This window comes from Tardiphaga sp. 709 (assembly GCF_032401055.1).
In the GTDB taxonomy this organism is placed as follows: domain Bacteria; phylum Pseudomonadota; class Alphaproteobacteria; order Rhizobiales; family Xanthobacteraceae; genus Tardiphaga.
The window spans coordinates 3,452,958-3,478,657 of record NZ_CP135529.1 but is presented as its reverse complement, the minus strand read 5'-3'; the positions used below and the strand labels follow the sequence as shown (position 1 = coordinate 3,478,657).

The 25,700-nt window shown below is 61.4% G+C and carries 22 protein-coding genes and 2 pseudogenes; 14 read left to right on the top strand and 10 right to left on the bottom strand.

Going from position 1 to position 25,700, the window contains the following annotated elements:
• Nucleotides 1-146 precede the first annotated feature (146 nt).
• On the top strand, nucleotides 147-1,148 hold the full coding sequence (locus RSO67_RS16985; RefSeq protein ID WP_315839822.1) for an adenosine kinase: 1,002 nt from the start codon (nucleotides 147-149) through the stop codon (nucleotides 1,146-1,148).
• 236 nt (nucleotides 1,149-1,384) lie between these two features.
• Here the strand turns inward: RSO67_RS16985 and RSO67_RS16980 are convergent, their stop codons facing one another.
• Nucleotides 1,385-2,569 carry a serine hydrolase domain-containing protein gene (locus RSO67_RS16980; protein WP_315839821.1) on the bottom strand — a complete coding sequence of 395 codons (1,185 nt, stop codon included), beginning with the start codon at nucleotides 2,567-2,569 and terminating at the stop codon, nucleotides 1,385-1,387.
• 273 nt (nucleotides 2,570-2,842) lie between these two features.
• Here RSO67_RS16980 and RSO67_RS16975 point away from each other — a divergent pair, with 273 nt between their 5' ends.
• Together RSO67_RS16975 and RSO67_RS16970 are read left to right on the top strand one after the other, a co-directional pair.
• Nucleotides 2,843-3,172, top strand: a complete 330-nt coding sequence (locus RSO67_RS16975) for a hypothetical protein (protein ID WP_093757725.1) — start codon at nucleotides 2,843-2,845, stop codon at nucleotides 3,170-3,172.
• A 154-nt stretch (nucleotides 3,173-3,326) separates the two neighbouring features.
• The gene (locus RSO67_RS16970) at nucleotides 3,327-4,817 is read left to right on the top strand and encodes an NAD-dependent succinate-semialdehyde dehydrogenase (protein ID WP_315839820.1); all 1,491 of its coding nucleotides are present in this window, start codon (nucleotides 3,327-3,329) and stop codon (nucleotides 4,815-4,817) included.
• 113 nt (nucleotides 4,818-4,930) lie between these two features.
• Here RSO67_RS16970 and RSO67_RS16965 read toward each other — a convergent pair whose 3' ends face one another.
• Nucleotides 4,931-5,143, bottom strand: coding sequence for a hypothetical protein (locus RSO67_RS16965; RefSeq protein WP_089263345.1), 213 nt, complete (start codon nucleotides 5,141-5,143; stop codon nucleotides 4,931-4,933).
• Between the two features lie 277 nt (nucleotides 5,144-5,420).
• Between RSO67_RS16965 and RSO67_RS16960 the strand changes: the two genes are divergently transcribed.
• The 4 genes from RSO67_RS16960 to RSO67_RS16945 all read left to right on the top strand — a co-directional run bounded on the left by RSO67_RS16960 (nucleotide 5,421) and on the right by RSO67_RS16945 (nucleotide 11,026).
• Nucleotides 5,421-5,777: a hypothetical protein gene (locus RSO67_RS16960; protein ID WP_089263347.1), complete on the top strand. Its 357-nt coding sequence runs from the start codon at nucleotides 5,421-5,423 to the stop codon at nucleotides 5,775-5,777.
• Nucleotides 5,778-5,883: 106 nt separating this feature from the next.
• Nucleotides 5,884-6,186, top strand: coding sequence for a hypothetical protein (locus RSO67_RS30505; RefSeq protein WP_410001751.1), 303 nt, complete (start codon nucleotides 5,884-5,886; stop codon nucleotides 6,184-6,186).
• A gap of 533 nt (nucleotides 6,187-6,719) precedes the next feature.
• Nucleotides 6,720-7,850 carry an efflux RND transporter periplasmic adaptor subunit gene (locus RSO67_RS16950; protein WP_315839819.1) on the top strand — a complete coding sequence of 377 codons (1,131 nt, stop codon included), beginning with the start codon at nucleotides 6,720-6,722 and terminating at the stop codon, nucleotides 7,848-7,850.
• Nucleotides 7,851-7,858: 8 nt separating this feature from the next.
• Entirely contained in the window at nucleotides 7,859-11,026 is a 3,168-nt protein-coding gene (locus RSO67_RS16945) for an efflux RND transporter permease subunit (RefSeq protein ID WP_315839818.1), read from the top strand.
• Between the two features lie 42 nt (nucleotides 11,027-11,068).
• On the opposite strand, the pseudogene RSO67_RS16940 reads toward RSO67_RS16945, so the two are convergent.
• The 5 genes and pseudogenes from RSO67_RS16940 to RSO67_RS16920 all read right to left on the bottom strand — a co-directional run bounded on the left by RSO67_RS16940 (nucleotide 11,069) and on the right by RSO67_RS16920 (nucleotide 17,028).
• A pseudogene (locus RSO67_RS16940) lies at nucleotides 11,069-13,259 on the bottom strand (SLC26A/SulP transporter family protein).
• A gap of 174 nt (nucleotides 13,260-13,433) precedes the next feature.
• Complete coding sequence (locus tag RSO67_RS16935) at nucleotides 13,434-14,351, bottom strand: phosphoribosylaminoimidazolesuccinocarboxamide synthase (protein WP_315839817.1); 918 nt, start codon at nucleotides 14,349-14,351, stop codon at nucleotides 13,434-13,436.
• 66 nt (nucleotides 14,352-14,417) lie between these two features.
• Complete coding sequence (locus tag RSO67_RS16930) at nucleotides 14,418-15,335, bottom strand: pirin family protein (protein ID WP_315839816.1); 918 nt, start codon at nucleotides 15,333-15,335, stop codon at nucleotides 14,418-14,420.
• A gap of 104 nt (nucleotides 15,336-15,439) precedes the next feature.
• Complete coding sequence (locus tag RSO67_RS16925) at nucleotides 15,440-16,042, bottom strand: DUF1080 domain-containing protein (protein WP_089263360.1); 603 nt, start codon at nucleotides 16,040-16,042, stop codon at nucleotides 15,440-15,442.
• A 65-nt stretch (nucleotides 16,043-16,107) separates the two neighbouring features.
• A complete protein-coding gene (locus tag RSO67_RS16920; protein WP_315839815.1) occupies nucleotides 16,108-17,028 on the bottom strand; it encodes a LysR family transcriptional regulator in 921 nt (306 codons plus the stop codon).
• Between the two features lie 108 nt (nucleotides 17,029-17,136).
• On the opposite strand from RSO67_RS16920, the pseudogene RSO67_RS16915 reads away from it, so the two are divergent.
• Nucleotides 17,137-17,346: pseudogene (locus RSO67_RS16915) on the top strand (hypothetical protein); the annotation flags it as partial.
• A 126-nt stretch (nucleotides 17,347-17,472) separates the two neighbouring features.
• Nucleotides 17,473-17,760, top strand: a complete 288-nt coding sequence (locus RSO67_RS16910; RefSeq protein WP_315844280.1) for a DUF1330 domain-containing protein — start codon at nucleotides 17,473-17,475, stop codon at nucleotides 17,758-17,760.
• Between the two features lie 6 nt (nucleotides 17,761-17,766).
• Here the strand turns inward: RSO67_RS16910 and RSO67_RS16905 are convergent, their stop codons facing one another.
• The gene (locus RSO67_RS16905) at nucleotides 17,767-19,131 is read right to left on the bottom strand and encodes an MmgE/PrpD family protein (RefSeq protein ID WP_315839814.1); all 1,365 of its coding nucleotides are present in this window, start codon (nucleotides 19,129-19,131) and stop codon (nucleotides 17,767-17,769) included.
• A gap of 174 nt (nucleotides 19,132-19,305) precedes the next feature.
• Here RSO67_RS16905 and RSO67_RS16900 point away from each other — a divergent pair, with 174 nt between their 5' ends.
• Nucleotides 19,306-20,451: an FUSC family protein gene (locus RSO67_RS16900; protein WP_315839813.1), complete on the top strand. Its 1,146-nt coding sequence runs from the start codon at nucleotides 19,306-19,308 to the stop codon at nucleotides 20,449-20,451.
• Here RSO67_RS16900 and RSO67_RS16895 read toward each other — a convergent pair.
• Together RSO67_RS16895 and RSO67_RS16890 are read right to left on the bottom strand one after the other, a co-directional pair.
• Nucleotides 20,435-20,932, bottom strand: coding sequence for a hypothetical protein (locus RSO67_RS16895; protein WP_315839812.1), 498 nt, complete (start codon nucleotides 20,930-20,932; stop codon nucleotides 20,435-20,437). The two genes, RSO67_RS16900 and RSO67_RS16895, sit on opposite strands and share 17 nt — an antisense overlap.
• Nucleotides 20,933-20,983: 51 nt before the next feature.
• Nucleotides 20,984-21,457 carry a DUF2867 domain-containing protein gene (locus RSO67_RS16890; protein ID WP_315839811.1) on the bottom strand — a complete coding sequence of 158 codons (474 nt, stop codon included), beginning with the start codon at nucleotides 21,455-21,457 and terminating at the stop codon, nucleotides 20,984-20,986.
• Nucleotides 21,458-21,628: 171 nt separating this feature from the next.
• On the opposite strand from RSO67_RS16890, the gene RSO67_RS16885 reads away from it, so the two are divergent.
• The 4 genes from RSO67_RS16885 to ccoO all read left to right on the top strand — a co-directional run bounded on the left by RSO67_RS16885 (nucleotide 21,629) and on the right by ccoO (nucleotide 25,698).
• On the top strand, nucleotides 21,629-22,588 hold the full coding sequence (locus RSO67_RS16885) for a tripartite tricarboxylate transporter substrate-binding protein (protein WP_315839810.1): 960 nt from the start codon (nucleotides 21,629-21,631) through the stop codon (nucleotides 22,586-22,588).
• A 93-nt stretch (nucleotides 22,589-22,681) separates the two neighbouring features.
• Nucleotides 22,682-23,056, top strand: a complete 375-nt coding sequence (locus RSO67_RS16880) for a nuclear transport factor 2 family protein (protein WP_315839809.1) — start codon at nucleotides 22,682-22,684, stop codon at nucleotides 23,054-23,056.
• Nucleotides 23,057-23,296: 240 nt separating this feature from the next.
• On the top strand, nucleotides 23,297-24,955 hold the full coding sequence (gene ccoN / locus RSO67_RS16875) for a cytochrome-c oxidase, cbb3-type subunit I (RefSeq protein WP_315839808.1): 1,659 nt from the start codon (nucleotides 23,297-23,299) through the stop codon (nucleotides 24,953-24,955).
• Between the two features lie 2 nt (nucleotides 24,956-24,957).
• Complete coding sequence (gene ccoO, locus RSO67_RS16870) at nucleotides 24,958-25,698, top strand: cytochrome-c oxidase, cbb3-type subunit II (RefSeq protein ID WP_315839807.1); 741 nt, start codon at nucleotides 24,958-24,960, stop codon at nucleotides 25,696-25,698.
• Nucleotides 25,699-25,700 lie beyond the last annotated feature (2 nt).

Sequence of the window (25,700 nt, the reverse complement as noted above, 5' to 3'; positions counted from 1 at the left end):
GGGCTGTCCTTGCTGGCGCGGGGCAGAACGTGATAGTCGCTGCAGCCATCAAACCGGCCTTTACCGACGGCTCAACTTGGGCGACCGCGAGACGAGTTGAAACGGATTTTCAGCCTCATCGCAATTGCCGCAACGGGATATTCTTAATGACCTCAGCAAAATATGACGTGCTCGGAATCGGCAACGCGATTTTCGATGTGCTGGTGCAGGCCGACGACAAGTTTCTCGCCGCGCATGAGATGACCAAGGGCGGTATGTCGCTGATCGACGAAGCCCGCGCCACCGCGATTTACAAGGCGATGGGCCCTGCCACCGAAATGTCCGGCGGTTCGGCCGCCAATACCATCGTCGGCCTCGCCAGCCTCGGCGCCCGCGCGGCCTATGTCGGCAAGGTCAAGGATGACCAGATCGGCACGCTCTATACCCACGACATCCGTGCGGCCGGCGTTGCGTTCGACACCAAACCCGCCACCGGCGGTCCGGCCACCGGCTGTTCCTACATCCTGGTGACGCCCGATGGCGAGCGCACCATGAACACCTATCTCGGTGCTGCGCAGGATCTGACGCCCGACGATATTGACGCCGCTGCGGTCGCGGCCTCGTCGATCGTCTATCTCGAAGGTTATTTGTGGGATCCCGCCAGCGCCAAGGAAGCCTTCGTGAAGGCCTCGAAGATCGCCCATGACGCCAAGCGTCAGGTCGCATTGACGCTGTCGGACGCGTTCTGCGTTGGTCGTTATCGCGCCGAGTTTCTCGACCTGATGCGTTCGGGCACCGTCGATCTCATCTTCGCGAACGAGGCCGAACTGACCTCGCTTTACGAAACCACGGATTTCGATGCGGCGCTCAAGCAGCTCGGCCAGGACATCAAGCTCGGCGTCGTCACCCGCAGCGAGAAGGGCTGTGTCGTGACATCGAGCGATGGCGTCGTTGCAGTGCCTGCACACAAGATCGAGAAGCTCGTCGATACCACCGGTGCAGGCGATCTGTTCGCGGCGGGCTTCCTGTTCGGCCTGGTGCGCAACGCCGGGTATGAGAATGCCGGCAAGCTCGGCGCGATGGCCGCCGCTGAGGTCATCCAGCATATCGGCGCGCGTCCCCAGGTTTCGCTGAAGGACCTGGCGGGCAAGAACGGGTTGCCGGTTTAAGTTTATTTGTCGAACGATGCGGCTCTTTCTATCCCTCCCCCGCTCTTGCGTGGGGAGGGTGGCCGGCCGATAGGCCGGTCGGGTGGGGGTGTCTCCCCACGAACAGTCGTGCGTGTGGCGCCCCACCCGTCACGTTTGTTCGCTGCGCTCTCAAACGCGCCACCCATGGCGGACGAATTCGTCCGCCAGACCCCACTGCGCGGCTACGCCGCTTGAGGGAGGGAGCAGGCGCCGCCTCACGCCGCCTTCTTCGCATGCAGCTCCGCATAAACGGCGCGTTCGAAATCCGAAAACACCTTTAAACAAGTCGAATCCGCAAACGGCAGCACCTGCATCATGATGACGCCGGTGATATCTCGCGCCGGATCTATCCAGTAATAGGTGTTGGCGAGTCCGGCCCAGGCAAGGCTGCCGGCGCTGCGGCCTTCGGCTGACTGCGCCGTATTGATCATGAAGCTGAGCCCGTATTTCTTGTCGATGCCCGGAAGGAAGTCGACATTGTTACTGGCGGTCGGTACCGCTGAAGCCATCGGCGTCATGTTGAGTTCGCCGATGTGGTTTTGGCTCATCAGCGCGACGGTCTCTGGCTTTAATATCCGATTGCCGTTTCCGGTCCCGTTATTCAGCATCATTTGCGTAAACTTGATGTAGTCGGGGGCAGTGCCATAGAGCCCCCCGCCACCGGCGAAGAATTCCGGATCCTGTTTGATCTCGAACGGGATCGGGCTCAGTGCACCGTCGGCGCCGCGGCTGTGCATGGCAACAAGGCGCTTGCGCTGGTCGCCGCCAATCACGAAGGCGGTGTCGGTCATCTCAAGTGGCGCCAGCAAATGGTTCTGGAAATAGGCGTCCAGGCGTTCGCCGCTAACGGCCTCGACGACCTTGCCGACGAAGTCGATATTGGTGCCGTACTCCCAGCGGGTTCCGGGATCGCGCATGATCGGCACCTTCATGGCGGCGTTCAGTCCGGAGCGAAACGGCGGAATGCCGGTTGTCTCAAGATAGCGCACCATGTCGCCGTTCCACATGTCGTAACAGAAGCCGGCGGTGTGGGTCAGCAGATGCCGCAAGGTGATCGGTTGGCGCGGCGGACGTAGTTTCGGAGTGCCTTCGCTGTCGAAACCATCCAGCACCTGCGTCTCCGCGAGATCCCGAAGCACGGTCGCCAGCGGTGCATCCAGCGTCAATTTGCCCTGCTCCACCAGCTGCATCGCTGCAGCAGCCGTAATCGCCTTAGTCATGGACGCGATCCAGAACACGCTGTCTGGTGTCATGGTGGTATCTTTGGATGCGTCACGCTTGCCCAGCGCCCCCTGGTAGATGACCTCGCTCGGCGTCGCAGCCACCGCCACAGCACCGGGAATGGCACCTGTTTCGGTGGCCTGCTGCAGAATCCGGTCAATCTCGACTTGAACTGACATCCGTTTCCTCTCCGATTTTCTTTGATCTTACCGATTTCCGGCGCGGACGTTCAACTTGGGCGCGAGGTCGTCGGTCTCGCGGATGTGATTACATTTGCGCTGGTTTTAACATTTGAGGGGAACCATATCGGGCATGGGAGCGAGTATAACGCGCCCTGGAACGAAATTGGCGCAGCTGTGTTCAAAAAATGACGTGAACGTCAAAGCGCCTTCCGACACTAATCCGTAAGACCATGAGTACCTGATGCAGCGTGTCAGCTGCGGAGACAGACGATGATCGCGAACTGGACCGACTGGAAACATTATCCCCGCGCTTCCCGTGGCGAGAGCATCGAGGCCCCGATCGGTCCAGGAATTTTCGAAGTTCGCGTGGCGCAGACCGGCGCCCTGTTCGCTTTCGATGCGGCTGAAAATCTGGCGCAGGCGCTGGCGAAGATTTCGGCCCCGCCCAAATCGTTTATTTCCTGGTTCGGTCGCAGCGACGCAGCGATGCTGCCGGAGCTGGAATACCGCACGTTCTCCACGACCACCCGTGCCAACGCCCGCATCGCTTTCGAGCGCATGATCGACCGGCGCGAGACCTATATGCGCGGCGCGGCCTGATCGGGCTTGCGGCGTTCTGCGACTGTTGAATTCGGGCGTTAAATACCCCTGCGGGCGATAGCTGCCATTCGCCGCCAAGGGGCGCTTTCGGGCCTATACTCCTCTACAAGTCCGCGGCTATACGTTCGCGACACTTTCCGCAGGAGAACCGCCCATGTCACCGACCTCAGCCGCACGCCAGTCCACCGCCCCTTCGCTGCGCGACCGCCTCAAGGACCCCTCGCTGCTGCGCGACAAGTGCTATATCGACGGCGCTTGGGTCGGCACCGGCGAGACCTCGGTGACCAATCCGGTCAATGAGATTGAAATTGCCAAGGTGCCCAATATGGGCGCCAAGGAAACGACGCAGGCTGTCGAGGCCGCCGAAAAGGCGTTTCCGGCCTGGGCCAAGTTCACCGCCAAGCAGCGCTCCAACATCCTGCGCAAGTGGTTCGAGCTGATCATCGCCAACCGCGAGGATCTCGCGCTGATCCTGACCACCGAGCAGGGCAAGCCGCTGGCGGAAGCGTTGGGCGAGGTCGATATCGGTGCCGCCTATATCGAATTCTTCGCTGAGGAAGCCCGCCGCGTCTATGGCGAGACCATCCCGACCCAGCGTGCCGATGCACGCCTGTTGGCGATCAAGCAGCCGATCGGCGTTTGCGGCGCGATCACGCCGTGGAATTTCCCGAACTCGATGATCACCCGCAAGGTGTCACCGGCGCTGGCCGCCGGTTGCACCGTGGTGATCAAGCCTGCCAACGAGACGCCGCTGTCGGCGCTCGCGCTGGCTGAACTCGCCGAGCGTGCCGGCGTGCCGAAGGGTGTGCTGAACATCATCACCGGCGACGCATCGGCGATCGGCCTCGTGCTCTGCGAACATCCTGCGGTGCGTTTCGTCGGCTTCACCGGCTCCACCAATGTCGGCAAGATCCTCTACAAGCAGGCTTCGGTCGGCGTGAAGAAGCTCGGCCTTGAACTCGGCGGCAATGCGCCCTTCGTGGTGTTCGACGATGCCGACATCGACGCCGCCGTCGAAGGCGCGATCGTGTCGAAGTATCGCAACATGGGCCAGACCTGTGTCTGCGCCAATCGCCTCTACGCTCAGGACGCCATCTACGATCGGTTCGTCGAGAAGCTGGCGAAGAAGGTTGCGGCCATGAAGGTCGGCGACGGCACCGAGCAAGGCATCACCCAAGGCCCGCTGATCAACGAAAAGGCGATCGAGAAAGTCGAGCGTCACATCGCTGATGCCGTGAAGGGCGGCGCAAGGATCGTCACCGGCGGCAAGCGCCATGCGCTCGGTGGTACGTTCTTCGAGCCGACGGTGCTCGCCAATGTGAAGCCGGATGCGCTGGTCTCGCAGGAAGAAACCTTCGGCCCGCTGGCGCCGGTGTTCCGTTTCAAGGACGAAGCCGACGTCATCGCCATGTGCAACGCCTCGCCGTTCGGTCTGGCATCGTACTTCTATTCGCGTGATCTTGGCCGTGTCTGGCGTGTTGCGGAAGCGCTGGAGTCCGGCATGGTCGGCGTTAATACCGGCCTCATCACCACCGAAGTCGCTCCGTTCGGTGGTGTGAAGGAGTCGGGTTTGGGCCGCGAAGGCTCGCATCACGGCATGGAAGAATATGTTGAGATCAAATACATCATGATGTCAGGGATCTGAGGCGTCACCTCCGACCCAATTAAAATTCATTATGCGTCATGCCCGGCCAGCGCGAAGCAAGCTTCGCTAGATGTGCCGGGCATTTGCATTTGGGCTGGCCGAGCCAGCGTCGCTCAGTAGCAGCGACGTACGCGTACGCCATTGACCCAGACGGTGCGGCACGCGACCGCCACCGGGCGGCGCACCACCGCGGCGCCACGATAGCCGGCGCAGCCGGCACGGTAAACGCCGCGTGCGCAGACGACGGCGTTGGCGTCGGTGGCTTCAAACGTCATCGTCGTGCCGAATGCGAGAACGGCTGCAACCATCATCAAGAAAGTACGCATGGTGATCTCCCGGCTGTGTTGGTTGGCAAAACAAACGAAGAAAGGTTCGTGGGCTTCAGTAGGCGGAATTAAGAACGATCAAATGAGAAGTGGCTTCACGCGCAAAGAGTAGTTCGCAGGAGACGCAAAGGCTGAGTGGTCAATGAGAAATCTTGCGACGCCGCCTTGCGTCTCGATCCGACAGAACTTTTATTCAATCTCGTAAATACAAATCCTTGCCGACCAGAAACATGCGATGTGATGATTTCGCCCGGTGTTGATCCCAACAGGAGAAAGCATGTCGGATTTCAGAACCAGGTGGCTTACTTTTCACGGTCGACATATTGAGCCCGCCTCAAAGGAAATATTCAGTCACGTCGAAAAGATGGTGATCGGCACTTTGATCATCTCGGCCGGGGCGCATGTGTCGAGCAATGAGCCCTTGATCGTCCTGTTTGGATATTTGCGCCACGGTCTTGTCGGCCGCGGCGTCATGCTGTTCGGAATTGTTTTGTTGCTGCTGAATTTCCTCGATGGCCTCTACAAGCTCGCAAAGTTGGAATGGCACGTGGCGCTTCAGATCATCATGTCGCTCTGTTACGTCATTCTGTCTGTCCGGTTGATCCAGTTGATTTTGGCCTTCCGTGGAGAGTGATCCCGCCTATTGCCGGGCGCATCGTGTTCATCGTTGAGCGAATGGCGCAAGAACGCTGGTGCAAGCCGGCGAGAGCGATGCGCTGTTGCTGGCCAGGCATTGTACGATGCGGCCGCCACCAGGCGCTATGCCGCCGCAGAGCGATCTGATGTCGCCGCCGCATGCTGATCTCATCACGAGCAATTCTTCGCGTGGCCGCATCGGCCGCAGCACGATGGCTGCAGGAGCAGCGGCGGCGGCAGGCGCCGCGGTTGTGGCTGCCGCAGCAGGTGGCGGGGCTGTGCTTTTCACTGCCGCCTTTGGTGCGGCAGTGGCGGGCGCGGGCTTGGTAGCCGGTGGTGTTGCTTCTGTCTTGGGCGCTGCAGCAGGCGTTGGCGCGGTGGCCTTCGGTGCCGCAGTTGGCGCCTGAACTGCGCGCACCGCGCCCGCACATCCCGCAGAAAGACTAGCCATGTTCTTTTGCAGGCATTGCAGCGAGGCTTCTCCACCAGGAGGAACGCTTGAGCAATGCGCGATGTAATCCGAGCGACACTGCGTCTTGATCGCGTCACGCTGCGCCTGGCTCGGCGCTTGCGCAAAGGTGGGGCTCGCGATTGCGATTAGAATGATAGTAGCCATCGATACGCGATATCGCGCGGCCAAGCCGAACATGAAATTCATCGCTGAAATCCTCGTTGCTACCGCCCGGTTATTCAGGGCAACTGCGTAAAATCTTCAAGAAGCGTGAGTTCTGAAAGGCATTCGCAAAACAACTTCGGTCCGACATCATTTTACGGTTTCGGTTTCACTACAAGTGGATTGTTGCTATTGATGCGGGCGGCTGTCGTTTTTGGCCAAGGATTTTTTTGAGAGTCTTTTGATTGAGGCAGGACAATGCGATTTGTGCGCGCCTGTTCATCTGGACCGAAAACCCGCATTGAGCAGCTGCAGCATGTCACGGTCATGCGTGTTTCAAGCATCGCGCTGGCGAGTCTCTTTTTAAGTGCCTGCGAGCAAAACACTTTCGTGCAGCCACCGCCGCCGAAAGTTGAGGTGGCGGTCCCTGTGCAGCGCGGCATCACGCGCTTTCTCGAAGCGACAGGCAATACAGCACCGATCAAGAATGTCGATCTCGTGGCGCGCGTTCAGGGCGTTCTGCAGTCGATCAACTATCAGGATGGCTCCTTCGTCAAGCAAGGCACCACGCTGTTCACGATCGAGCCGGAGACATACCAGTTGAAGCTGGAACAGGCGCAGGCTGCGGAAGCCGGTGCGCAGGCGTCTGCAAAGCAGGCGGAAGCGGATTTCAAACGCCAGTCGGACCTCGTATCCCGCCAGGTTGTTGCGCAGTCAACGCTCGAGCAGTCGACGGCGACACGAGAGAATTCACAAGCCAATCTGCAGCAGGCGCAAGTCAACACCAAGATCGCGGCCGTCAATTACGGCTATACGAATGTCATTGCGCCGTTTGACGGCATCGTCAGCGCACATCTGGTGTCGGTTGGCGAACTGGTCGGTGTGGCGTCGCCGACCCAGCTTGCGACGATCGTGCAGCTCGATCCGATTTATGTGAATTTCAACGTCAACGAACAGGACGTTCTGCGCATCCGGGATGAAGCCCGGCGACGCGGGCTGACGGTGAACGATCTCAGGCAGCTGCCGATCGAGATCGGACTGCAGACCGAGAATGGTTTTCCGCACAAGGGCCAGATCGACTACATCTCGCCGACCATCAACCAGTCGACGGGTACGCTGCCGGTGCGAGGTGTTCTGCCAAATCCGGATCGCATCCTGTTGCCGGGTTTTTATGTTCGCGTGCGCGTGCCTATCGAACAGCAGGACAACGCCCTGCTGGTGCCGGATGTATCGCTCGGCAGCGATCAGGCCGGGCGTTATGTGCTGGTCGTTAATGGCGACAATGTCATCGAGCAGCGCAAGGTCGTCACCGGCCCGCTGGAAGGTGAGCTTCGCGTAATTGAAAGCGGTCTGAAGCCGGATGATCGCGTCGTCATTGCAGGCCTGCTGCGTGCCATTCCGGGGCAGAAGGTCGATCCGCAACTGAGAAAGATCGAAGCGCCGACCCCGACCAAATAGGACAGGCCATGATTTCGAAGTTCTTCATCGAGCGGCCGGTCCTGTCCAATGTCATCGCGTTGCTGATGATCCTGATCGGCGGCGTCTCGCTCTATGGCCTCGCAGTCGCACAATATCCGGACGTGGTGCCGCCGACCGTCCAGGTGACGACGCGCTATCCCGGCGCCAGCGCCAAGACCATCGTCGACACGGTGGCGCTGCCGATCGAGCAGCAGGTGAATGGCGTCGAGGACATGCTCTATATGCAGTCCTACAGCGCAGCCGATGGTACCTATTCACTTACGGTCACGTTCAAGATCGGTACCGATCTGAATTTTGCGCAGGTGTTAGTGCAGAACCGCGTATCGAGCGCGCTGTCGTCGCTGCCGACCGCCGTGCAGAATCAGGGCGTGACCGTTCAGAAGAAATCGACGGCAATCCTGTTGTTCGTGACACTGACGTCGCCCAAATCGACCTATGACAGCCTGTTTCTGAGCAATTACGCCACGATCAACATCCGGGACGAGCTGTCGCGTCTGTCGGGGGTCGGCAATGTGACGGTGTTCGGCGCCGGCCAGTATTCGATGCGGATATGGCTGGATCCGAGCAAGCTGCAAGTGCGCGGGCTGATGCCGCAGGATATCATCCAGTCCATCCAGCAGCAGAGCCAGCAGGTTTCTGCGGGGCAAATCGGCATGCCGCCGACACCCGCGGGACAGGCCTTCCAGTACACGCTGAACATCAACGGGCGGCTGGATGATCCCGGTGAATTCGAGGACATCATCGTCAAGACCGGCGACAATGGCGATGTCACGCGGGTCCGTGACGTCGGACGCGTCGAATTGGGTGCGCAGACCTACAGCCAGATCTTTTCGCTCAACCAGAAGCCGGCCGTCGGCATCGGCGTGTTCCAGTCGCCAGGCGCCAATGCGCTCGAGGTGGAGAAGGCTGTCGAGAAGAAGATGGCGGCGCTGGCCACGCAATTTCCCGACGACATCAAATACGACACGCCGTTCGACACCACGAAATTCGTCCAGGCATCGATCAACGAGGTCTACAAGACGCTCCTCGAAGCAGGTTTGCTAGTGCTGGTGGTGATCCTGATCTTCCTTCAGGACTGGCGCGCGATGCTGGTGCCGGCGACCACTGTGCCGGTGACGATCATCGGCGCCTTCGCGGCGATGGCGGCGCTCGGTTTCACCATCAATCTGTCGACCCTGTTTGCCATTGTGCTGGCGATCGGCATTGTCGTCGACGATGCCATCGTGGTTGTCGAAGGCGCGGCGTACAATATCGAGCAGGGCATGTCCGGCCACGACGCGGCGATCAGCGCGATGGACAAGCTGTTCGCCCCGATCATCGGCATCACGCTGGTGCTGATCTCTGTGTTCTTGCCGGCGGCATTCCTGCCCGGGCTGACGGGGCGCATGTATGCGCAATTTGCACTGGTTATCGCGGCCACGGCGCTGCTCAGCGCCGTCAATGCGGCCACGCTGAAGCCGACACAATGCGCATTGTGGCTGCGCCGCCCGGTGCCGCCGGAGAAGCGCAATTTTTTCTATCGTGGGTTCAACAGGGTCTACGACCGGCTCGAACGGGGCTATGCCGCTCTGATCGGTCGCATGGTCGCGCACAGCAATCTCTCGGTTGTCCTAGCATTGATCCTGATCAGTATTGGCGGTTACGGCCTATCCCGGATTCCCACCGGCTTCATCCCGATCGAGGATCAAGGTTATCTGCTGGTCGCAGTCCAGTTGCCCGATGGTGCCGCGCTGGATCGGACTCAGCGTGTACTCGATCGGGTCAGTGAATTGGCCGCGAAGACGCCAGCGGTGGAACAGGTGGTTACCATCGCCGGCATCTCCGCGCTCGACAGCAGCTCCAGCCTGGCCAATGCCGGTGTTGCCTATCTGATCCTGAAAGAATGGAGCGAGCGCGGACCGGGACAGGATCTTCGTTCGCTGTTCGTTGGATTGAACGAGAGCCTGTCGGTGATTCCAGAGGCGCGCATTCTAGTGATCCCGCCGCCGCCCATTCAAGGCATCGGCAACGCGGCGGGCTTCGCCATGCAGATCGAACTGCGCGATGGCAATGCCGATTACAGCAAGCTGCAGGCGATCACCGGGGCGATTGTAGCTAATGCAGAGACGCAGAGTGCTTTGCAGCGCGTCAGTTCGCCGTTCCGCTCAATGGTGCCGCAATTCGATATCGAAATCGACCGTATCAAGACCCAGACCCTGCATGTCACGACGGATCAGGTGTTCTCAACCCTGTCGTCCTATCTGGGCTCGTCCTTCGTCAACCAGTTCAACAAGTTTGGCCGCACCTTTCAGGTCTACACACAGGCAGATGCCAAATTCCGGCTGACTGCCCAGGATATCGAGAACCTGATGGTCCGCAACCAGCAGGGCAACATGGTCCCGCTTGGCACCGTGGCAAAGATTACGCCCGCCGTGGGGCCGTCGCTGATCAGTCTCTATAATCTCTATCCGACGGCGACGGTGATAGGCCTGCCAGCACAGGGTTACAGTTCCGGGCAGTCGATGGCATTGATGGAGCAGATTGCGGCGAAGACTCTGCCTCCGGGAACGGGCTTTGAGTGGACGGCGATGTCGTATCAGGAAAAGATCGTCGGTAATCAATTGTATTATGTGTTCGGTCTCGCGCTGCTGCTCGTCTATCTGGTGCTCGCGGGGCAGTATGAGAGCTGGTACGCGCCGATTTCGGTGATCCTGGCCGTGCCGCTGTCACTGCTTGGCCCGATGGCGGTACTCACTGCGCTGCGGATCGAGAATAACCTCTACACGCAGATCGGCATCATCCTTTTGATCGCGCTTTCGGCGAAGAACGCGATCCTGATCGTCGAGGTGGCGATCGAGCTGCATGTGCATGATCGCAAACCACTGCTGGAGTCGGCGGTCGCAGCGGCGCGTGCGCGCTTTCGTCCGATCCTGATGACGTCCTTCGCCTTCATTCTCGGCGTTCTGCCGCTGGTGCTCGCGACCGGCGCCGGCGCCAACGCCCGCAAGTCGATCGGCATCACGGTGTTCTCGGGCATGCTCGCCTCGACCTGCCTTGCCGTCCTGTTCGTTCCGACCTTTTTTGTCGTCGTCCAGAGGTGGGAGAACTGGCGCGCCAGCCGCAAGGCAGCGAAACCCGCCAATTCAACCGTCGGTGCCGGGGGCCCCAACTCGTAGACGATCGTGATGTCCGTTTCAGATGCGTCGTGTCGGCTATTCTTATCTTCGCAGCACCGCGATCATCCGGCTGGCAAAAGCCAGCCTCTCCGCCATCACAGACACGAAATAGGTCAGCAGCTTCTGGCTCAATGCCGGATGATTTTGCTTGATGTCTTCGAAGGCGTCGGCGCGCAGCAGATACAGCACGCTGGCGATCTCTGCCTGGATGGTAGCGCTGCGGGGGGCATAAGCGACGAGGCCCATTTCGCCCACCGTCGTGTAACGCCCGAGGCTGCGCACCCGGGTCAGCTTGCCATCGCCCGCCGGCACCATGATGCCGAGTCGGCCGTCCAGAATGAAGTGCATGGAATCGGCAGCGTCGCCGGCCTGAACGATGATCTCGCCGGCAACGACCTCGACGCGCTGGCAGCGTCGCATCAGTTCTTCGGAATCGTCGGCGGTGCGTAGGATCTTGGTGAACCAGTCGCGCAAGTTGGCTTCTTCTTCGGCGAGCCCGCGATGCCTCACGATCACCTCGTTCTCGCACCATTCCAGCGCGTGATCGAGTTCACCCATGACCTTGACGGCGTCATCGATGAACAGGCTGGCGCGCAAATTGCGATTGGCTGACGGGTGCAGGTTGGCGAGGACCAGCGTGGTGCCGTGGCCTTCGGCGATGCGCTTGATCTGGGCGAAGCTGTGGGCGGCCGACGAGTCGATGCCCGTTACCAACTTGAAGTCGAACACCAGATAGCGGCATTCGGGATGGCGGCGCAGCAGCGCCTTGACGTGCAGATACAGTCGGTTGGCCGAGCCGAAGAACAGATAGCTCTGCAGATTGAGGCCCTGGATTTCGCGGCCATGCGCCGCCAGCGTGCGCTGATCCTCAAGCGACCGATCGAGCGAACTGCGATATTCCGAGCCATCGAAACTGTATTTGATCGAGGACACCCGCGACACACTGAGCGCAAAGGTGGCGCAGCCGATCACGATGCCGATCAGCACGCCGGCCACGAAACCCCATGTGAGAATGATAACGATGATCGCCAGCAGCGACAGGTAGTCGAGCAGCGAAAGCCGCTTGCGGGAGTCGACGATCCAGCGATGAAGTTGTTCGAGGCCAAGATACAGCAGCAGGCCACCGAGCACGAAGCGCGGCATATAGGCCAGCAGCGCGGGGTACGACGAGCATCAGCGCAGCTGCCGCGGCGACGGTGAGTCCCGAAAGCCGTCCTGTGGCACCGCTGTTGCGATTCAGGAGCGAACGGCTGATCGAGATGCAGCCGGCATAGCCTCCGAGCACACCGGCCAGGATATTGGCCGCCCCGGTCGCATTGAGCTCGCGTTCGATATCGGCTTCCCGATGTGCGGCGACTTCGAGGCCCGTCGTATTGAATAGGGTGCTTACGGCGGTCACGAAGATCACGGCAATGAAATTGCCGATGAGTCCGGGCAGCGCCTGCCATGGGTAGCCGTCGCTGAAGAACGCCCAGGGCAGGGTCAGGCTGGCTTTCGGCGGCGATGCGAAAGTCCAGCCGATTGCCTGGGCCTCGATTACCGACACGCCTGAGATACGGAAGGCGAGATGCGCCGCTATGACGCTCCCGAGGAGAATCATCGGCAGGCCTAGTGGGTTACGGGACCGATGCCAGGTCGTATAGATGGTCAGTGCCACGGCTGCCGCGGCCAGCAACTCGTAAAGCGTCATCGGATTGGCGAGTTTTGTCAGGTTCGCCCATTGCAGCTTGTAGCCGGTGATCACCTGAATCGCGCCGGCGACGATCAGGCAGGCGGTGGCGCCCAAAAATCCGCCGATGACCGGATAGGGCACATAGCGGATCGCGCGTCCCATGCGGGTAACGCCGAAGCCGCACAGCACGATGCCGGTGATGATCGTGGCCGAGGACAGAGTGATAAGTACCGGGCCGAGCAAGGCAGACGGCGCATCGGCCGTGACGATGTGCTCGACCAGGGCCGCCGCCAGGATGGCGGTGACGGCTGCGGTGGAGCTCTCGGGGCCAGCGACCGCGAAGGGGAACGAACTGCCGAGCGCGACCACGGCGGCGATGACGCTTGCAGAGATGAAGGTCGCGGCGATGCCGTAGGGCAGCAGCGAGGCGAGCGGCCCGGTGAAGATCAGCACCGAATAGGACAGACCGAAGCTGATGGTGAGGACGCTGGCGATCAGGCCGCCGAACACGTCGTTGCGCCAGGCGCGCAACACGTCCGGGCTGACAAGGGTGTCAGTCATGGGCGGCTACCTTCGCAATGACGGCGATGAGGGGGGCGGGCCGGAAGTATGTCACGCGCGAACCTGTAGGAGCGCTGCGCGACAGGCGCAACCGCCGCCGTCTCTGGTAGACGACGGTGAGATGCACGGACAAGACTATTTTTATGACAGTCCGCGGGAAAGACAGTCAGTTTGTTAGTTGATGACCAGCTCCGTGCCGGTTAGGCGGCGATAGGCCTCCAAATAGCGCTTGCTGGTGGCGTCGATCACCTCAGGGGGCAGCGGCGGCGGCGGGGCTTCGCCGTTCCAGCGGCCGGCGCGGCGCTCGATGTCGAGATAGTCGCGCAGCGGCTGCTTGTCGAAGCTCGGCTGCGGCTGGCCCGGTTTATAGACGTCGGCGGCCCAGAAACGGGAACTGTCCGGGGTCATCACCTCGTCGATCAGGATGATGCGGCCATTGCCTTCCCTGCCGAATTCGAACTTGGTGTCGCCGATGATAATGCCGGCCTCGCGGGCGATCTCTTCCCCCTGGGTGTAGACGGCGCGGGTCATGCTCTCGAGGGTGAAGGCATCCTCCTCGCCGATAATCTCGCGCATCCGGGCGATGGTGATGTTTTCGTCATGGCCGGTCTCGGCCTTGGTGGCCGGGCTGAACACCGGCTCGGCGAATTTCTGACTTTCGAGCAGCCCGGCATCGAGCTTCTCATCGGCCAGCGTGCCTGACGCGGCATATTCCTTCCAGGCCGAACCCGAAATGTAACCGCGAATCACGCACTCGATCGGAAACACGGTGGTGCGCCGGCACAGCATGGCCCGACCGGCCAGCGCTGCGCGGTGACCTTCAAGGGCAGGGACCTGCCTGATGATCTCGTCGGCATCGGCCGAGATCATGTGATGCGGGACCACGCCGCCAAGCTGGTTGAACCACCAGGCGCTGATCTGGGTCAGCACCGCGCCCTTCATCGGGATGGTCTCGTTCATGACTACGTCGAAGGCGCTGATGCGATCGGTGGTCAGCAGCAGCACGCGGTCGTCGCCGACGGAATAGATATCGCGCACCTTGCCGCGACCGATCTTGGGGAGGGGCAGGTCGCTGGTGGCCATCGTGGTCATGTCAGGGTCTTTCGAAAGCAGAGTCGTCCGGCGTCTGGCCGGCGGCGGCGTGATGAAGGAGTGAGCCTATTCCGGCAGCGGGATGAACTCGTGTTCGTTGGGCACATGGGCGAAGCGGCCGGTCTTCCAGTCCTCTTTCGCCTGCTCGATGCGCTCCTTGCTGGAGGACACGAAATTCCACCACAGATGCCTCGGCCCTTCCAGCGCGTCGCCCCCGAGGAACATCATGCGGGTATTGCGCGTCGCCTTGATGGTGATCGCGTCGCCGGGCCGGAAGATCAGCAGTTGCGGCCCCTCATGGCGGTCGCCCGCGATCTCGACCTCGCCATCGACCACATAGACTGCACGTTCCTCATGGTCGGGATCGAGCGGCACACTAGTGCCGGCCTCGACGGCCACTTCGGCATAGAACCATGGCGACACCATCGACACCGGCGAAGCTTTGCCAAACGCCTTGCCGGCGATCACCCGCGCGGTGAAGCCGGTGTCAGTGATGGTTGGCAGGCTGTCTGCGGCATAATGCTGGAACGACGGCGCGATTTCCTCGGAGCCCTTGGGCAGCGCGATCCAGCTCTGGAGGCCCAGCATCTTCTGGCCGTCGCGGCGCTGCACGTCCGGAGTGCGCTCGGAATGGGCGATGCCCTTTCCGGCAGTCATCAGATTCATGGCGCCCGGCTGGATCTCGCGGACATTGCCTTCGCTGTCGCGATGCATGATGGCGCCGTCGAACAGATAGGTGACGGTGGCCAGGCCGATATGCGGATGCGGCCGCACGTCCATGCCCTTGCCGGAGATAAACTGCATCGGGCCGAAATGGTCGAAGAAAATGAACGGGCCGACCATCTGCCGCTTGCCATGGGGGAGGGCGCGGCGGACGAGGAAGCCGTCGCCAAGATCGCGGGTGCGCGGCACGATCACGAGCTCCAACGCGTCGCAGGTCTGCGCGTCGCCGAGGATCGGATCTTCAGATGGTTGCCAGCTCATGAGGGCTCCGTAGGGTTGGGTCCATCATAGCAGCATTTGGCGGGGCGGGTAAAAGGGCCTCAGCCCGGATGGATCGCTCCGTCCGGACTGAGGAATGGCTGTGCTTACAGGGGCTTGATCTGGACCTTGCGGAATTTCACCACGCCGGAGCCGTATTGCAGGGCGATCGGGCCGGCGGCGTGCTTGGTGTCCTCGACGTCGACGGTCTTTTCGCCGTTCAGGATCACGGTGAGCTTCGGGCCCTTGGCGGTGATCTCGTAGGTGTTCCACTTGTCCGCCGCCTTGGGCATCGGATTGACCTTGGCCACATCGACGATGGCGCCGGTGCCATAGGACGGGTCGGGCCGCTTGTCGAAGATGTTGACCTCGTAGCAGGTCTTGCCGTCGATCACCTTCGGGTTATCGCAGCGGATGAAGATGCCGCTATTGGCTTCGGCATCGGTCCAGAACTCGGCCTTGATCTGGAAATCCTTGTAGGGCGTCTTGCTGACGAGATAAGCGAGATCCTTGCCGGAGAGCAGCTTGTCGGCGGCGAGCGCGCCGTCCTTCATCTCCCAATTGGCGTCGCCAACCTTATCCCAGTCACCCATCTTGGTGCTGTCGACCAGCGTGACCCAGCCGTCAGACTGGCTCATGGCAGGCTGGATTGTCGTAAGAGCCGCAACGCCGATAACGAATCCGGCCGCAATCGCTGTAACGCGCAACATAAAGGTCTCCTCCCGTTTGCTTTTTATTGGCGCAACGTTAGCCACGGGAGAATGGGGTTGTAAATCTACTTCACATTGTGCGGTGCGCTAACGCTTGATGTCTTGCGCTTAGCTGCAGGGCTGCGGGTCGTTCGTTCGTCCAGCAGCACTTTTTGCATCGCCTGGACGTTCGGCGAAGCTGCGCCCTTGCGCCAGATCAGCACGGTCTCGGCGTGATTCTCGCCGCGCGGCAGGCGATGCACGGTAAGCCGCTTGCCCTCCGGGAATGTCGACAACACGCTTTCCGGCAGCAGCGCGATGCCCATACCCGCGACTACGCAGCCGAGCATGGCGTGATAGGAGCCGAGTTCGATGGTGCGCTCGGGCATCTCGCCGCGTTTCGCATACCAGTCTTCCAGCCGCTTGCGATGCGGGCAGCCGTTCTCGAACACCAGTACCGAGCGCGGCGCGCTGTCCTTGCGGCCGATCGGCGGATGGCGTGGCGACGACACGATCACCGGCTCCTCGTCGAACGCATGCATACGGTCGAACTGTGCGGCGGCAATCGGCTCGGCCACGAAGGCGGCATCGAGGTCGCCGGCGAGGATGCCCTTCGCGAGGGTCTCCGGGTTGCCGATGCGCATTTCAAGCTGCACGTCGGGATAGCGGCGGTGAAATTCATGGAGCGGTCCAGGCAACCGCACCGCCGCGGTGCTCTCCATGGCGCCAAGGCGGAAGACGCCGCGCGGCCGCGGGTCCTGCACCGCGTCGCGGGCCTCGTCGGCCAGCGCCAGCAGCCGGTCGGCATAGCCGAGCAGCGTCTGGCCCGCGGGCGTCAGATGCAGGCGCTTGCCTTCGCGCACGAACAGCGCCGTGCCGAGATCGTCTTCGAGCTGACGTACCCGCGTCGTCACATTGGACTGCACGCGATGCAACCGCTCCGCGGCGCGCGTCACACCGCCTTCGCGCACAACGGCGCGGAAGATGCGCAGCTCGGACAGATCCATGCATCTCTCCGTGAGATCAAAATGATCTTGATTATTCATTTTATGGGATGAAATGCGCCGGGTAAACCCATCACGGCCAACGGCACCCATAAGCGGAAAGGGGCGGACATGATCGACAATGAACCCGAACCGCACGCGCACGATTCGCGCTACCTGACGCCGCTGCAATGGACCGCGCTGAAGCGATCCATCGTCCGGGGCATCCATGTCGAGCGCGGCCGGATGTTGCGTTCGATCGCGATCGCCGCCGTCGCAGCCCTCCGCCGCGGCTGGCGCTGCCTGCGCGAGCGGCAACAGGCGCGAGACCAACTACGCTCCATGAGCGACTACGAATTGCGCGATATCGGCGTGACCCGCGCCGCCATTGATGCCGTGACCCACCACGGCAACGACGATGCGACGCAGGACGCGCCACAACGATCACATCAAAACTGGAGAGCTATGATGTTGAAAGCCTACTGGATTGTCCGCGTCTCGGTGCGCGACGAGAGCCGTTATCCGGAATATCTCGCCGCGGCCAAGCCGGCGTTCGACAAGTTCGGCGCACGGTTCATCGTGCGCGGCGGCGCCTTCGAAACCATGGAAGGCGACGCCCGTGATCGCAATGTGGTGGTGGAATTCGCCGACCGCGCGACCGCAACGGCCTGCTACCGTAGCCCGGAATACGAAGCCGCCAGATCTATCCGGCAAAAATACGCCGAGGCCGATTTTATCATCATCGACGGCGCCTGATGTCCGTTACCGGCCCAGTGCCGTCGCCGTTGCCACGCGGTCGAAAGTCTCGAGCGAGAGGATCGCATCCGCAAATTTCTCGGCGCGATTGCTCAGCACGGGGCGCGCGAGCTGCAGGAACTTCTGCTGCATGGCGGCGGCATCGGGAAACGATGTCGGCTCGCCCGAGGGATCGGCATAGATGCGCTCATGCACGCCGTCCTCGGTGGTGATGCTGACCCGTGCGCCGAACGGGTGGCGCTTGCCTTCGAGGCGTTCGTCCTGAACCACGTCGAAGCGGTCGGCCAGCGTGTTGATCGCGCTGTCGCCGAGGCGCTTGTAGTCGTCCCAGCCGAAGCTGCCCTGGTCGAGCGCGAGCGCGCCGGTGAAGAACATCGAGAACTGGCCGCCAACGATGGAGGTCGGGTGACGCTTGGTGGCGGCGTCGCCGGTCAGCGTGATGCCGTTGCGATGCAGGCCGATCTCGACGCGCTTGACCTGCTCGGGCGTCAGATTGTGCTCGCGCCGCATCGCCACCAATGCGTCGATGGCCGCATGTGTATAGCGGCAGCTCGGATAGGGTTTGATGCCGATCTTCATGGTCTCATAGACCGAGCCGAGATCGGCCACGGCCCTCTCCGGATGCGCATTATCGCTATAGCCAACCAGGAGGCCGTGCTTGCCTTCGACGGATTCGGTCGCGCCGATGAATTCGTTGCGCGCCAGAGTCGCGGCGATCACGCCGTTCATGGCGGCGGCGCCGACCTGGTAGCGCTTGTTCCAGGCGCCGTTGACAAGGAATTGCAGCGAGCCCGCGGCCTGGCTACCCGACACGCCGAAGGCTGAAATCAGCTGATCCTTTGAGAGCCCGAACAACTTGCCGGCTGCAGCCGCAGCACCATAGGTGCCGGCCGTCGCGGTGGGGTGGAAGCCCTTGGCATAATGCGAGGTCGGGTCGAGGGCGTTGCCGAGCCGGCAGCAGACTTCATAGCCGGCGACGATGGCTGTGAGCACCTGCTTGCCCGATGCGCCGACCATTTCGCCGACGGCGAAGGCGGCCGGAACCACCGGCGCGCTGGGATGCAGCGAGGAATCGGCATGGGTGTCGTCGAAATCGAGCGAGTGGCCGAGCGCGCCGTTGAGCAGAGCGGCCACAGCTGGCGTCCAGGTCTTGCTGTCGCCGAACACGGTGGATTCGCCCTTGCCGTCCAGCGACAGGGCTTCCAGCATCTTCAGCAGTGAGGGGGTGGATTCAGCCTCGCTGCGGGCACGGATGGTGCTGCCGAGATAGTCGAGGGTGAGGACCTTGGCGCGCTCCAGCACGTCCCGCGGAATGGCGTCGAACTTCAGGTCCGCGACATAGGCGGCAAGCGTTGCAGTCTCATTGGCCATTGTGTTTCCTCACTCTTGTTGAAATAGCCTTAGGCGGACCAAATCGGCGTTTCAAGCGGCCATGGCGACGCGTGGATCAGCCATGTTTAAACAGACTTGCTTTAAACAGACTTGCTTTAAACAGTCTCGCCGAAGCCGGTGGACCAAAATTCATTTCAGGGATCAATTTGTGACATGTCCGCATCGAAGCGAATTCTCGGCTTCCTGAAACGGGTGGTTGCTTTCTTTCGGGCGCGAAAGGTCGAACTCGGCCTCGGCGTCCGGGTGACCACAGCGGCGCTTGCGGCGCTGATCATAGCCCTGACCGTCGGGCTGAAACTGCCGCTCTGGGCCGTGCTGACGGCGATCATTGTCACCCAGATGAGTGTCGGGCGGTCGTTGAAGGCAACGCGCGATTATCTGGTCGGGACCATCGGCGGTGCCATTTACGGCGGCGCGGTCGCGATCCTGATCCCGCATTCCAATGAAGGCGCGCTGCTCGCCGTTCTGGTGTTGGCGGTGGCGCCGCTGGCCTTCATCGCGGCGATCAATCCCAGCCTCAATGTTGCAACGGTGACAGCGATCATCGTGCTGCTGCTGCCGATGATGAATCACAACACACCACTGGAATCCGCCATCGACCGCGTGCTCGAAGTGACCGTGGGTGCGATCACCGGCTTGTTAGTGTCGTTCCTCGTGCTGCCGTCGCGGGCGCATAGCCAGGTTCGGGCCAGTTCGGCAGAGGCGCTCGATCTGATCGCGACGGCGCTAACGGAGCTGCTGGCGTCGCTGACGCGCGGGCGCGACAATGAGGCACTGCACCGGTTGCAGGACGGCATCGGTCACGCTCTTACAAGTCTGCAGGCGATTGGAGCCGAAGCCGAGCGAGAGCGTGCGGCGCATTTGTCCCGCGGACCCGATACAGGTCCGTTGCTGCGTACGACGCTGCGGCTGCGGCATGACCTGGTGATGATCGGCCGCTCGACCGTGGTGCCCTTGCCATCTGCGCTTCAGGTTCGTCTTGCGGGCCCACTCTCGCGCGTGAGCGATGCCATGACGACGTTTTTGCATTCGACGGCCGTGGCACTGCGCAGCGGCACCGGCGCGCCGGCGATCTGGCCGGTGCAGACGGCACTACAGGCCTATGCGGGAGAGGTCGCGGCGCTTCGTCAGGAAGGTCTGACGCGCGGATTGCCCGGCGATGTCGCCGAACGCTTTTTTGCCATCGGCTTTTCGCTGGAGCAGATGCGGCAGAACCTGAAGGATCTCGAACGTTGCGTCGCCGAATGGGCGGCCGCGGACGCTGACCCGGTCAGCAAGGAACCTACTGACGTGACTTGAGCAATGCCAAGGCGTGGAGCTGAAGCTTTTCCGGGTCGCGCTCGCCGCGCGACGCTTCATCGAGAATGCTGCTCGAGAGCAACTGCACCGCATCCGATGAAATCCGCAGCGGCAATTCGTCGAGGCAGCGATCCAGCGCCGTTGACATCGCGGTCACCATCTCCGGGCCGAACGCCTGGTTTCGCGGATCGTCAGCCTGAGGTGCCAGATCGGGAGACGCAACGTCCCGAATGCGTGCCGACAGCCGCGCCGCCTCGGCTAGCACACGTAGGTAGATCAATCCGGCCTCGCTGAGCGCCTCTTCATCGGTCTGTCCTGACCGCGCCACGGCGACAATCCGCGCGGCAAGGCGGCGGCGGTTCTCTGGCGTGTCTGCGGACTCGCCTTCATGCGTCACAAAGGGCTGCCAAGCGGCATCAAACGCGTGTGCCAGCGTGACTTTCAACTCGTCGTTCTGCGGATCAATCTCGGTAAATGGCATATGAGCTAACGGGCTGCGATGACCCAGGTTCCCACGGCCACCGCGGCAAATTCAGCGCGTGACCTGCCGCAGCATGGAGCGGACCACCATCCGGTGAAACGGCTTGATGACCGTCAGATAGATACGTCCGAGCCAGTTGTGCATCAGCACTACCGTCGTTGCCGTAACGCGCTGGCCAACGCCGTCTGCTGCGACGTCGATCACGACGCGGAAATCGAGATGGCTGTCGTTGAAGCCTGCGACAAGGCGCTGCGGCGTCTCGTTGAGCACCGGGAAGAAGCCGACCTTGTCGACATCCGAGTGACGCGCGGATTGCGCCGTCTTCAGCCCGAAGGGCGCAACGATCAGATCCCGCAGCCGCATCAAGGCGTCCACCCAGCGCGGGGAACGGCTGAACATGCGGGTGGCGGCGTCGCGGGCGGTCAGGTCTGTCGTCTCGGTGGAGATGCTGAATGCATCGGCGAATTGCGCGCCGGTCAGCAGGCTGTGAGTGTCGATTGTCGGGTGAACCATGGAGATGGTCATCAGGACCTCCGTAGACGTCAAAAAGCGGCACCGCGCGCCGTCGGTTACGCCGCTCTGCAGCATAACATGTCTTTGCGTCCGGCGCCCGATACTCCCTAAGATCACGGAAAAATCAGGCAAGACTTGTTTAGGCAAGACTGGCTTAGCAACACTTGGTCGGGGAGATTCGGGATGGCTTGGCTCAGGCTTGCTCCGCTCTGTCTGGCGCTGTTCGCGCCACTCTCCGCATCTGCGCAGGACTATCCCACTCGCCCCATCACACTCGTCGTGCCATTTGCCGCTGGCGGCAGTTCCGACGTCAATGCACGGCTGATTGCCGAGCAGATGGGCCGGCATCTCGGTCAGCCCATCGTGATCGAAAATATTGGCGGCGCGGGCGGGGCCGTGGCGCTCGCCCGCGTCGCGCAGGCTCCGCCAGACGGCTACACCATCGTGCAGGGTAATAGCGGCACCAATACCGCAGTTTATCTGTTCACGCCTGATGTGAAATTCGCGCCGTCGGATTTTGCAGGCATTGGCATGTTCAACAAGAGCTCGGCGATGGTCGCTATCCGGCGCAATTTTCCGGCGGAGAATCTCGCGCAATTCATTGCCCATGCGAAGCAGAATCCCGGCAAGCTGAATATCGGTCACTCCGGCGTAGGCTCGCAGAACTATCTGTTCTGCAAGGCTTTCGCCCAGGCCGCGGGTATCGACGTCACGCTGGTCGGCTATCGCGGCGGCGGTCCGGCATTGAACGATCTGATCGGCGGGCAGATCGACGGCATCTGCGATTCCTCGGCCTCCGTGACCCCGGCCATCCAGGGCGGTCTCATTCGCGCCATCGCGCTGGCATCCAGAACGCGTCTGCCGCATTTGCCTGACGTTCCGACTGCCAGCGAGGCCGGATTGCCGCAATTTGAAATATCCGGTTGGTATGCGCTGTTCGCGCCGAAGGGCACGCCCGCGCCGATCATCGGGAAGCTCAATGCCGCGATGCGCGCTGCAGTTGCCAATCCCGATTATCAGAGGCGGCTCGACGATCTCGGTTCCATGCCCGCCGGCGACGCTGAAATGGCGCCGGCCTATCTCACGGCCTTCGTGCCGCAGGAGATCGAGCGGTTTCGGAAGATGCTTGGTGACAGCAAGTGATTCAAAGTCGGATGACCTATGCAACGGTACAGTATGGCCGTCATCGCTTTGATGTTATAAGGGTTCCAGTGCGGCTACCGGTGGGGGAATGCGTTGGCTTACGATCGTTCGACCGTTGAAGCGGTCATCCAGCATTATTTCGATGGCCTCTACGAGGCTGATGCCGAGAAGCTTGGCGCGATCTTTCATCCGAGTGCAGATCTGCGCTGGGTGGAGAATGGCGAGCTGAAGGTGCTGGCCATGCCTGACTGGATGGCCATGGTCCGCAAGCGCAATTCGGGCAAGGTCGAGGGCAAGTCGCGCGAGGACTTTATCGTCACGGTCGATCGCTCCGATGACAAGACAGCCTTTATCAAGGTGCGCTGCCAGCTGCCGCCGCGTTACTTCACCGATTACCTGATCGCGATGAAGCTGGCTGATGGCTGGCAGATCGTCTCGAAATCCTATCGTTACGACGTGAAGGACTAACAGCGCGGGTATCCTGCCTGCTCCTGCAGACGCAGCGAGCCAGGTTCGGTTGCGCGACGTTGATTAGAAGTATCAAAAATTGCGATTGATCCCGGTCGGAATCCGTTCGCGGGCTTGACCTAAGTCAATCGCTGTGGCGGCGGAGTGAGCTACTCTTGATGGTGTGGGGATGCTCTGTGCCGATCGGGCGCTGCGCGTCTTGCCTGACGAGCCGCCGCGAGACGAGCAGGGGATGACCGGATGATCGCGCAATTGACCAAATCGGAGCGGCAGCTTGCGCTGATCATCCTGCTGGTCTTTACGACTTGCGGTCTCGCGATGGCGATCGCCGGCCGTCAGGACCCGCTCGGCGTCCATGGTGCGATTGTCATGCTGGCTGGGATCGCCGGCATCTTCGGTGTCATCTATGTCTATTACGAGCCGGAGCCGGACGAGGCCCGGCTGGCGCTGTATTACGATGACCCCACCAAACTTGCGATCATCCTGGCAATGATTTGGGCCGTGATCGGCATGTTTATCGGCGACTGGGTTGCTTGGCAGCTGGTGTTTCCCAATCTGACGTTCGATGCCGGCTGGTCGAGCTTCGGCCGCATCCGCCCCGCGCATACCAGTGCAGTGATCTTCGGCTTTGGCGGCAATGGGCTGATCGGCACCTCGCTCTATGTGCTCCAGCGCACCTCGCGCGCGCGATTGCCGGATCAGATCAGCCCGTGGTTCGTGCTGCTCGGTTACAATCTGTTCTGCCTGCTCGCCGCCACCGGCTATCTGATGGGTGTCACCCAGTCGAAGGAATATGCCGAGCCGGAATGGTATGCCGACCTTCTGCTGGAAATCGTCTGGATCGTCTATTTCGTCATCTATATGCGGACGCTGGCACGGCGGAAGGAGCCGCATATCTACGTCGCCAACTGGTACTACATGGCCTTCATCTTGGTGGTGGCGATTCTGCACACCGTCAATAATCTGGCGATGCCGGTCTCGTTCGGTCACGCCAAGAGCTATTCGGCCTTTTCCGGCGTGCAGGATGCGATGACCCAATGGTGGTATGGCCACAACGCCGTCGCCTTTTTCCTCACCTCCGGTTTCCTCGGCATGATGTATTACTATCTGCCGGTGCGCGCGGGTCGGCCGATCTATTCCTACCGGATGTCGATCATCTCGTTCTGGGGCATCACCTTCATGTATATGTGGGTGGGCTCCCATCACCTGCATTACACGGCGCTGCCGCAATGGGTGCAGACGCTCGGCATGACTTTCTCGCTGATGCTGCTGATTCCGTCTTGGGGCTCCGCCGGCAATGCCCTGCTTACGCTGAACGGCGCATGGTACAAGGTGCGCGACGATGCGACGCTGCGTTTCATGATGGTGGCTGCGGTGTTCTACGGCCTCACCACGTTCGAGGGATCGTTCATGGCGATTCGCTCGGTGAATTCGCTGTCGCACTACACGGATTGGACCGTCGGTCATGTCCATGCCGGCGCGCTCGGCTGGGTGGCCATGATCACCTTCGGCTCGATCTATGCGTCGGTGCCGTGGCTGTGGAAGCGCGAGCGGATGTATTCGCCGGCGCTCGTCGAATGGCACTTCTGGCTCGCTGTCGCCGGCCTCTTCACATACGTCTTCGCGATGTGGAATTCAGGTATCATCCAGGGCTTGATGTGGCGCACCTATAATAGTAACGGCACGCTGTCTTATTCCTTCATCGAGACAGTGATCGCGATGAAGCCTTATTACGTTGCGCGCGCGGTCGGCGGGTTCTTCTTCCTCGCTGGCGCGGTGATCGGTCTCTACAACATCGTCATGACCATCCGCACTGCTGGTCAGCCGGCCGATGAACGCGCCGCAGATCGTCCGGTGGCACAGCCCGCTGGCGTGCCAGCGCTGCAGCCGGGAGAATAGCGATGGGTTTCCTCGGTCTGCACTACAAGCTCGAACGCAAGACGATGAGTCTTGCCATCGGCATTATCGTTGCCGCCAGCATCGGTGGCCTCATCGAGATCGTGCCACTGTTCACGATCCATCAGACGGTGGAGGATGCGCCGGATATGCGCGTCTATACGCCGCTCGAAATCGCCGGCCGCAACATCTACATCCGCGAGGGCTGCTACGCCTGTCATTCGCAGATGATCCGCACATTGCGCGATGAGGTCGAGCGTTACGGGCCATATTCGCTCGCGGTTGAATCCAAATACGACCATCCGATGCTGTGGGGCTCGAAGCGTACCGGACCGGATATCGCGCGCCTCGGCGGCAAATATTCCGACGAATGGCACGTCAAGCATCTAATCAATCCACGTGACGTGGTGCCGGAATCCGTGATGCCACCTTATGCCTATCTCACGCGCGCCAAGGCGCGGATCGACGATCTCGGTCTGCATCTGGCCGCGCTGCGCAAGGTCGGCGTGCCGTATACGGACGAGATGATCGCCAACGCATCCAACGATGCCTATGGCCAGACCTCGCCGGATACGCCCTTCGCCGAAGGCGTCACCAAGCGCTATGGCGAGGCAACCAATGTGCGCGCCTTTGACGGTCAGCCCGGCGAGCCGACGGAGATGGATGCGCTGGTCGCTTACTTGCAGATATTGGGCAAGCTGACCGATGCGGCTCACAAGGCCAAAACGGCTGCGGTGGGAGAATGACG

Coding starts and splice junctions, on each gene's coding strand:
- RSO67_RS30505 (WP_410001751.1), top strand. CDS start 5,884: ATGCGGCCGCCACCAGGCGCTATGCCGCCGCAGAGCGATCTGATGTCG.
- RSO67_RS16910 (WP_315844280.1), top strand. CDS start 17,473: ATGTTGAAAGCCTACTGGATTGTCCGCGTCTCGGTGCGCGACGAGAGC.
- ccoO (WP_315839807.1), top strand. CDS start 24,958: ATGGGTTTCCTCGGTCTGCACTACAAGCTCGAACGCAAGACGATGAGT.
- RSO67_RS16960 (WP_089263347.1), top strand. CDS start 5,421: ATGTCGGATTTCAGAACCAGGTGGCTTACTTTTCACGGTCGACATATT.
- RSO67_RS16935 (WP_315839817.1), bottom strand. CDS start 14,351: ATGACCACGATGGCCACCAGCGACCTGCCCCTCCCCAAGATCGGTCGC.
- RSO67_RS16985 (WP_315839822.1), top strand. CDS start 147: ATGACCTCAGCAAAATATGACGTGCTCGGAATCGGCAACGCGATTTTC.
- RSO67_RS16920 (WP_315839815.1), bottom strand. CDS start 17,028: ATGGATCTGTCCGAGCTGCGCATCTTCCGCGCCGTTGTGCGCGAAGGC.
- RSO67_RS16965 (WP_089263345.1), bottom strand. CDS start 5,143: ATGCGTACTTTCTTGATGATGGTTGCAGCCGTTCTCGCATTCGGCACG.
- RSO67_RS16925 (WP_089263360.1), bottom strand. CDS start 16,042: ATGTTGCGCGTTACAGCGATTGCGGCCGGATTCGTTATCGGCGTTGCG.
- ccoN (WP_315839808.1), top strand. CDS start 23,297: ATGATCGCGCAATTGACCAAATCGGAGCGGCAGCTTGCGCTGATCATC.
- RSO67_RS16945 (WP_315839818.1), top strand. CDS start 7,859: ATGATTTCGAAGTTCTTCATCGAGCGGCCGGTCCTGTCCAATGTCATC.
- RSO67_RS16950 (WP_315839819.1), top strand. CDS start 6,720: ATGCGTGTTTCAAGCATCGCGCTGGCGAGTCTCTTTTTAAGTGCCTGC.
- RSO67_RS16970 (WP_315839820.1), top strand. CDS start 3,327: ATGTCACCGACCTCAGCCGCACGCCAGTCCACCGCCCCTTCGCTGCGC.
- RSO67_RS16930 (WP_315839816.1), bottom strand. CDS start 15,335: ATGAGCTGGCAACCATCTGAAGATCCGATCCTCGGCGACGCGCAGACC.
- RSO67_RS16890 (WP_315839811.1), bottom strand. CDS start 21,457: ATGACCATCTCCATGGTTCACCCGACAATCGACACTCACAGCCTGCTG.
- RSO67_RS16900 (WP_315839813.1), top strand. CDS start 19,306: ATGTCCGCATCGAAGCGAATTCTCGGCTTCCTGAAACGGGTGGTTGCT.
- RSO67_RS16975 (WP_093757725.1), top strand. CDS start 2,843: ATGATCGCGAACTGGACCGACTGGAAACATTATCCCCGCGCTTCCCGT.
- RSO67_RS16895 (WP_315839812.1), bottom strand. CDS start 20,932: ATGCCATTTACCGAGATTGATCCGCAGAACGACGAGTTGAAAGTCACG.
- RSO67_RS16885 (WP_315839810.1), top strand. CDS start 21,629: ATGGCTTGGCTCAGGCTTGCTCCGCTCTGTCTGGCGCTGTTCGCGCCA.
- RSO67_RS16980 (WP_315839821.1), bottom strand. CDS start 2,569: ATGTCAGTTCAAGTCGAGATTGACCGGATTCTGCAGCAGGCCACCGAA.
- RSO67_RS16905 (WP_315839814.1), bottom strand. CDS start 19,131: ATGGCCAATGAGACTGCAACGCTTGCCGCCTATGTCGCGGACCTGAAG.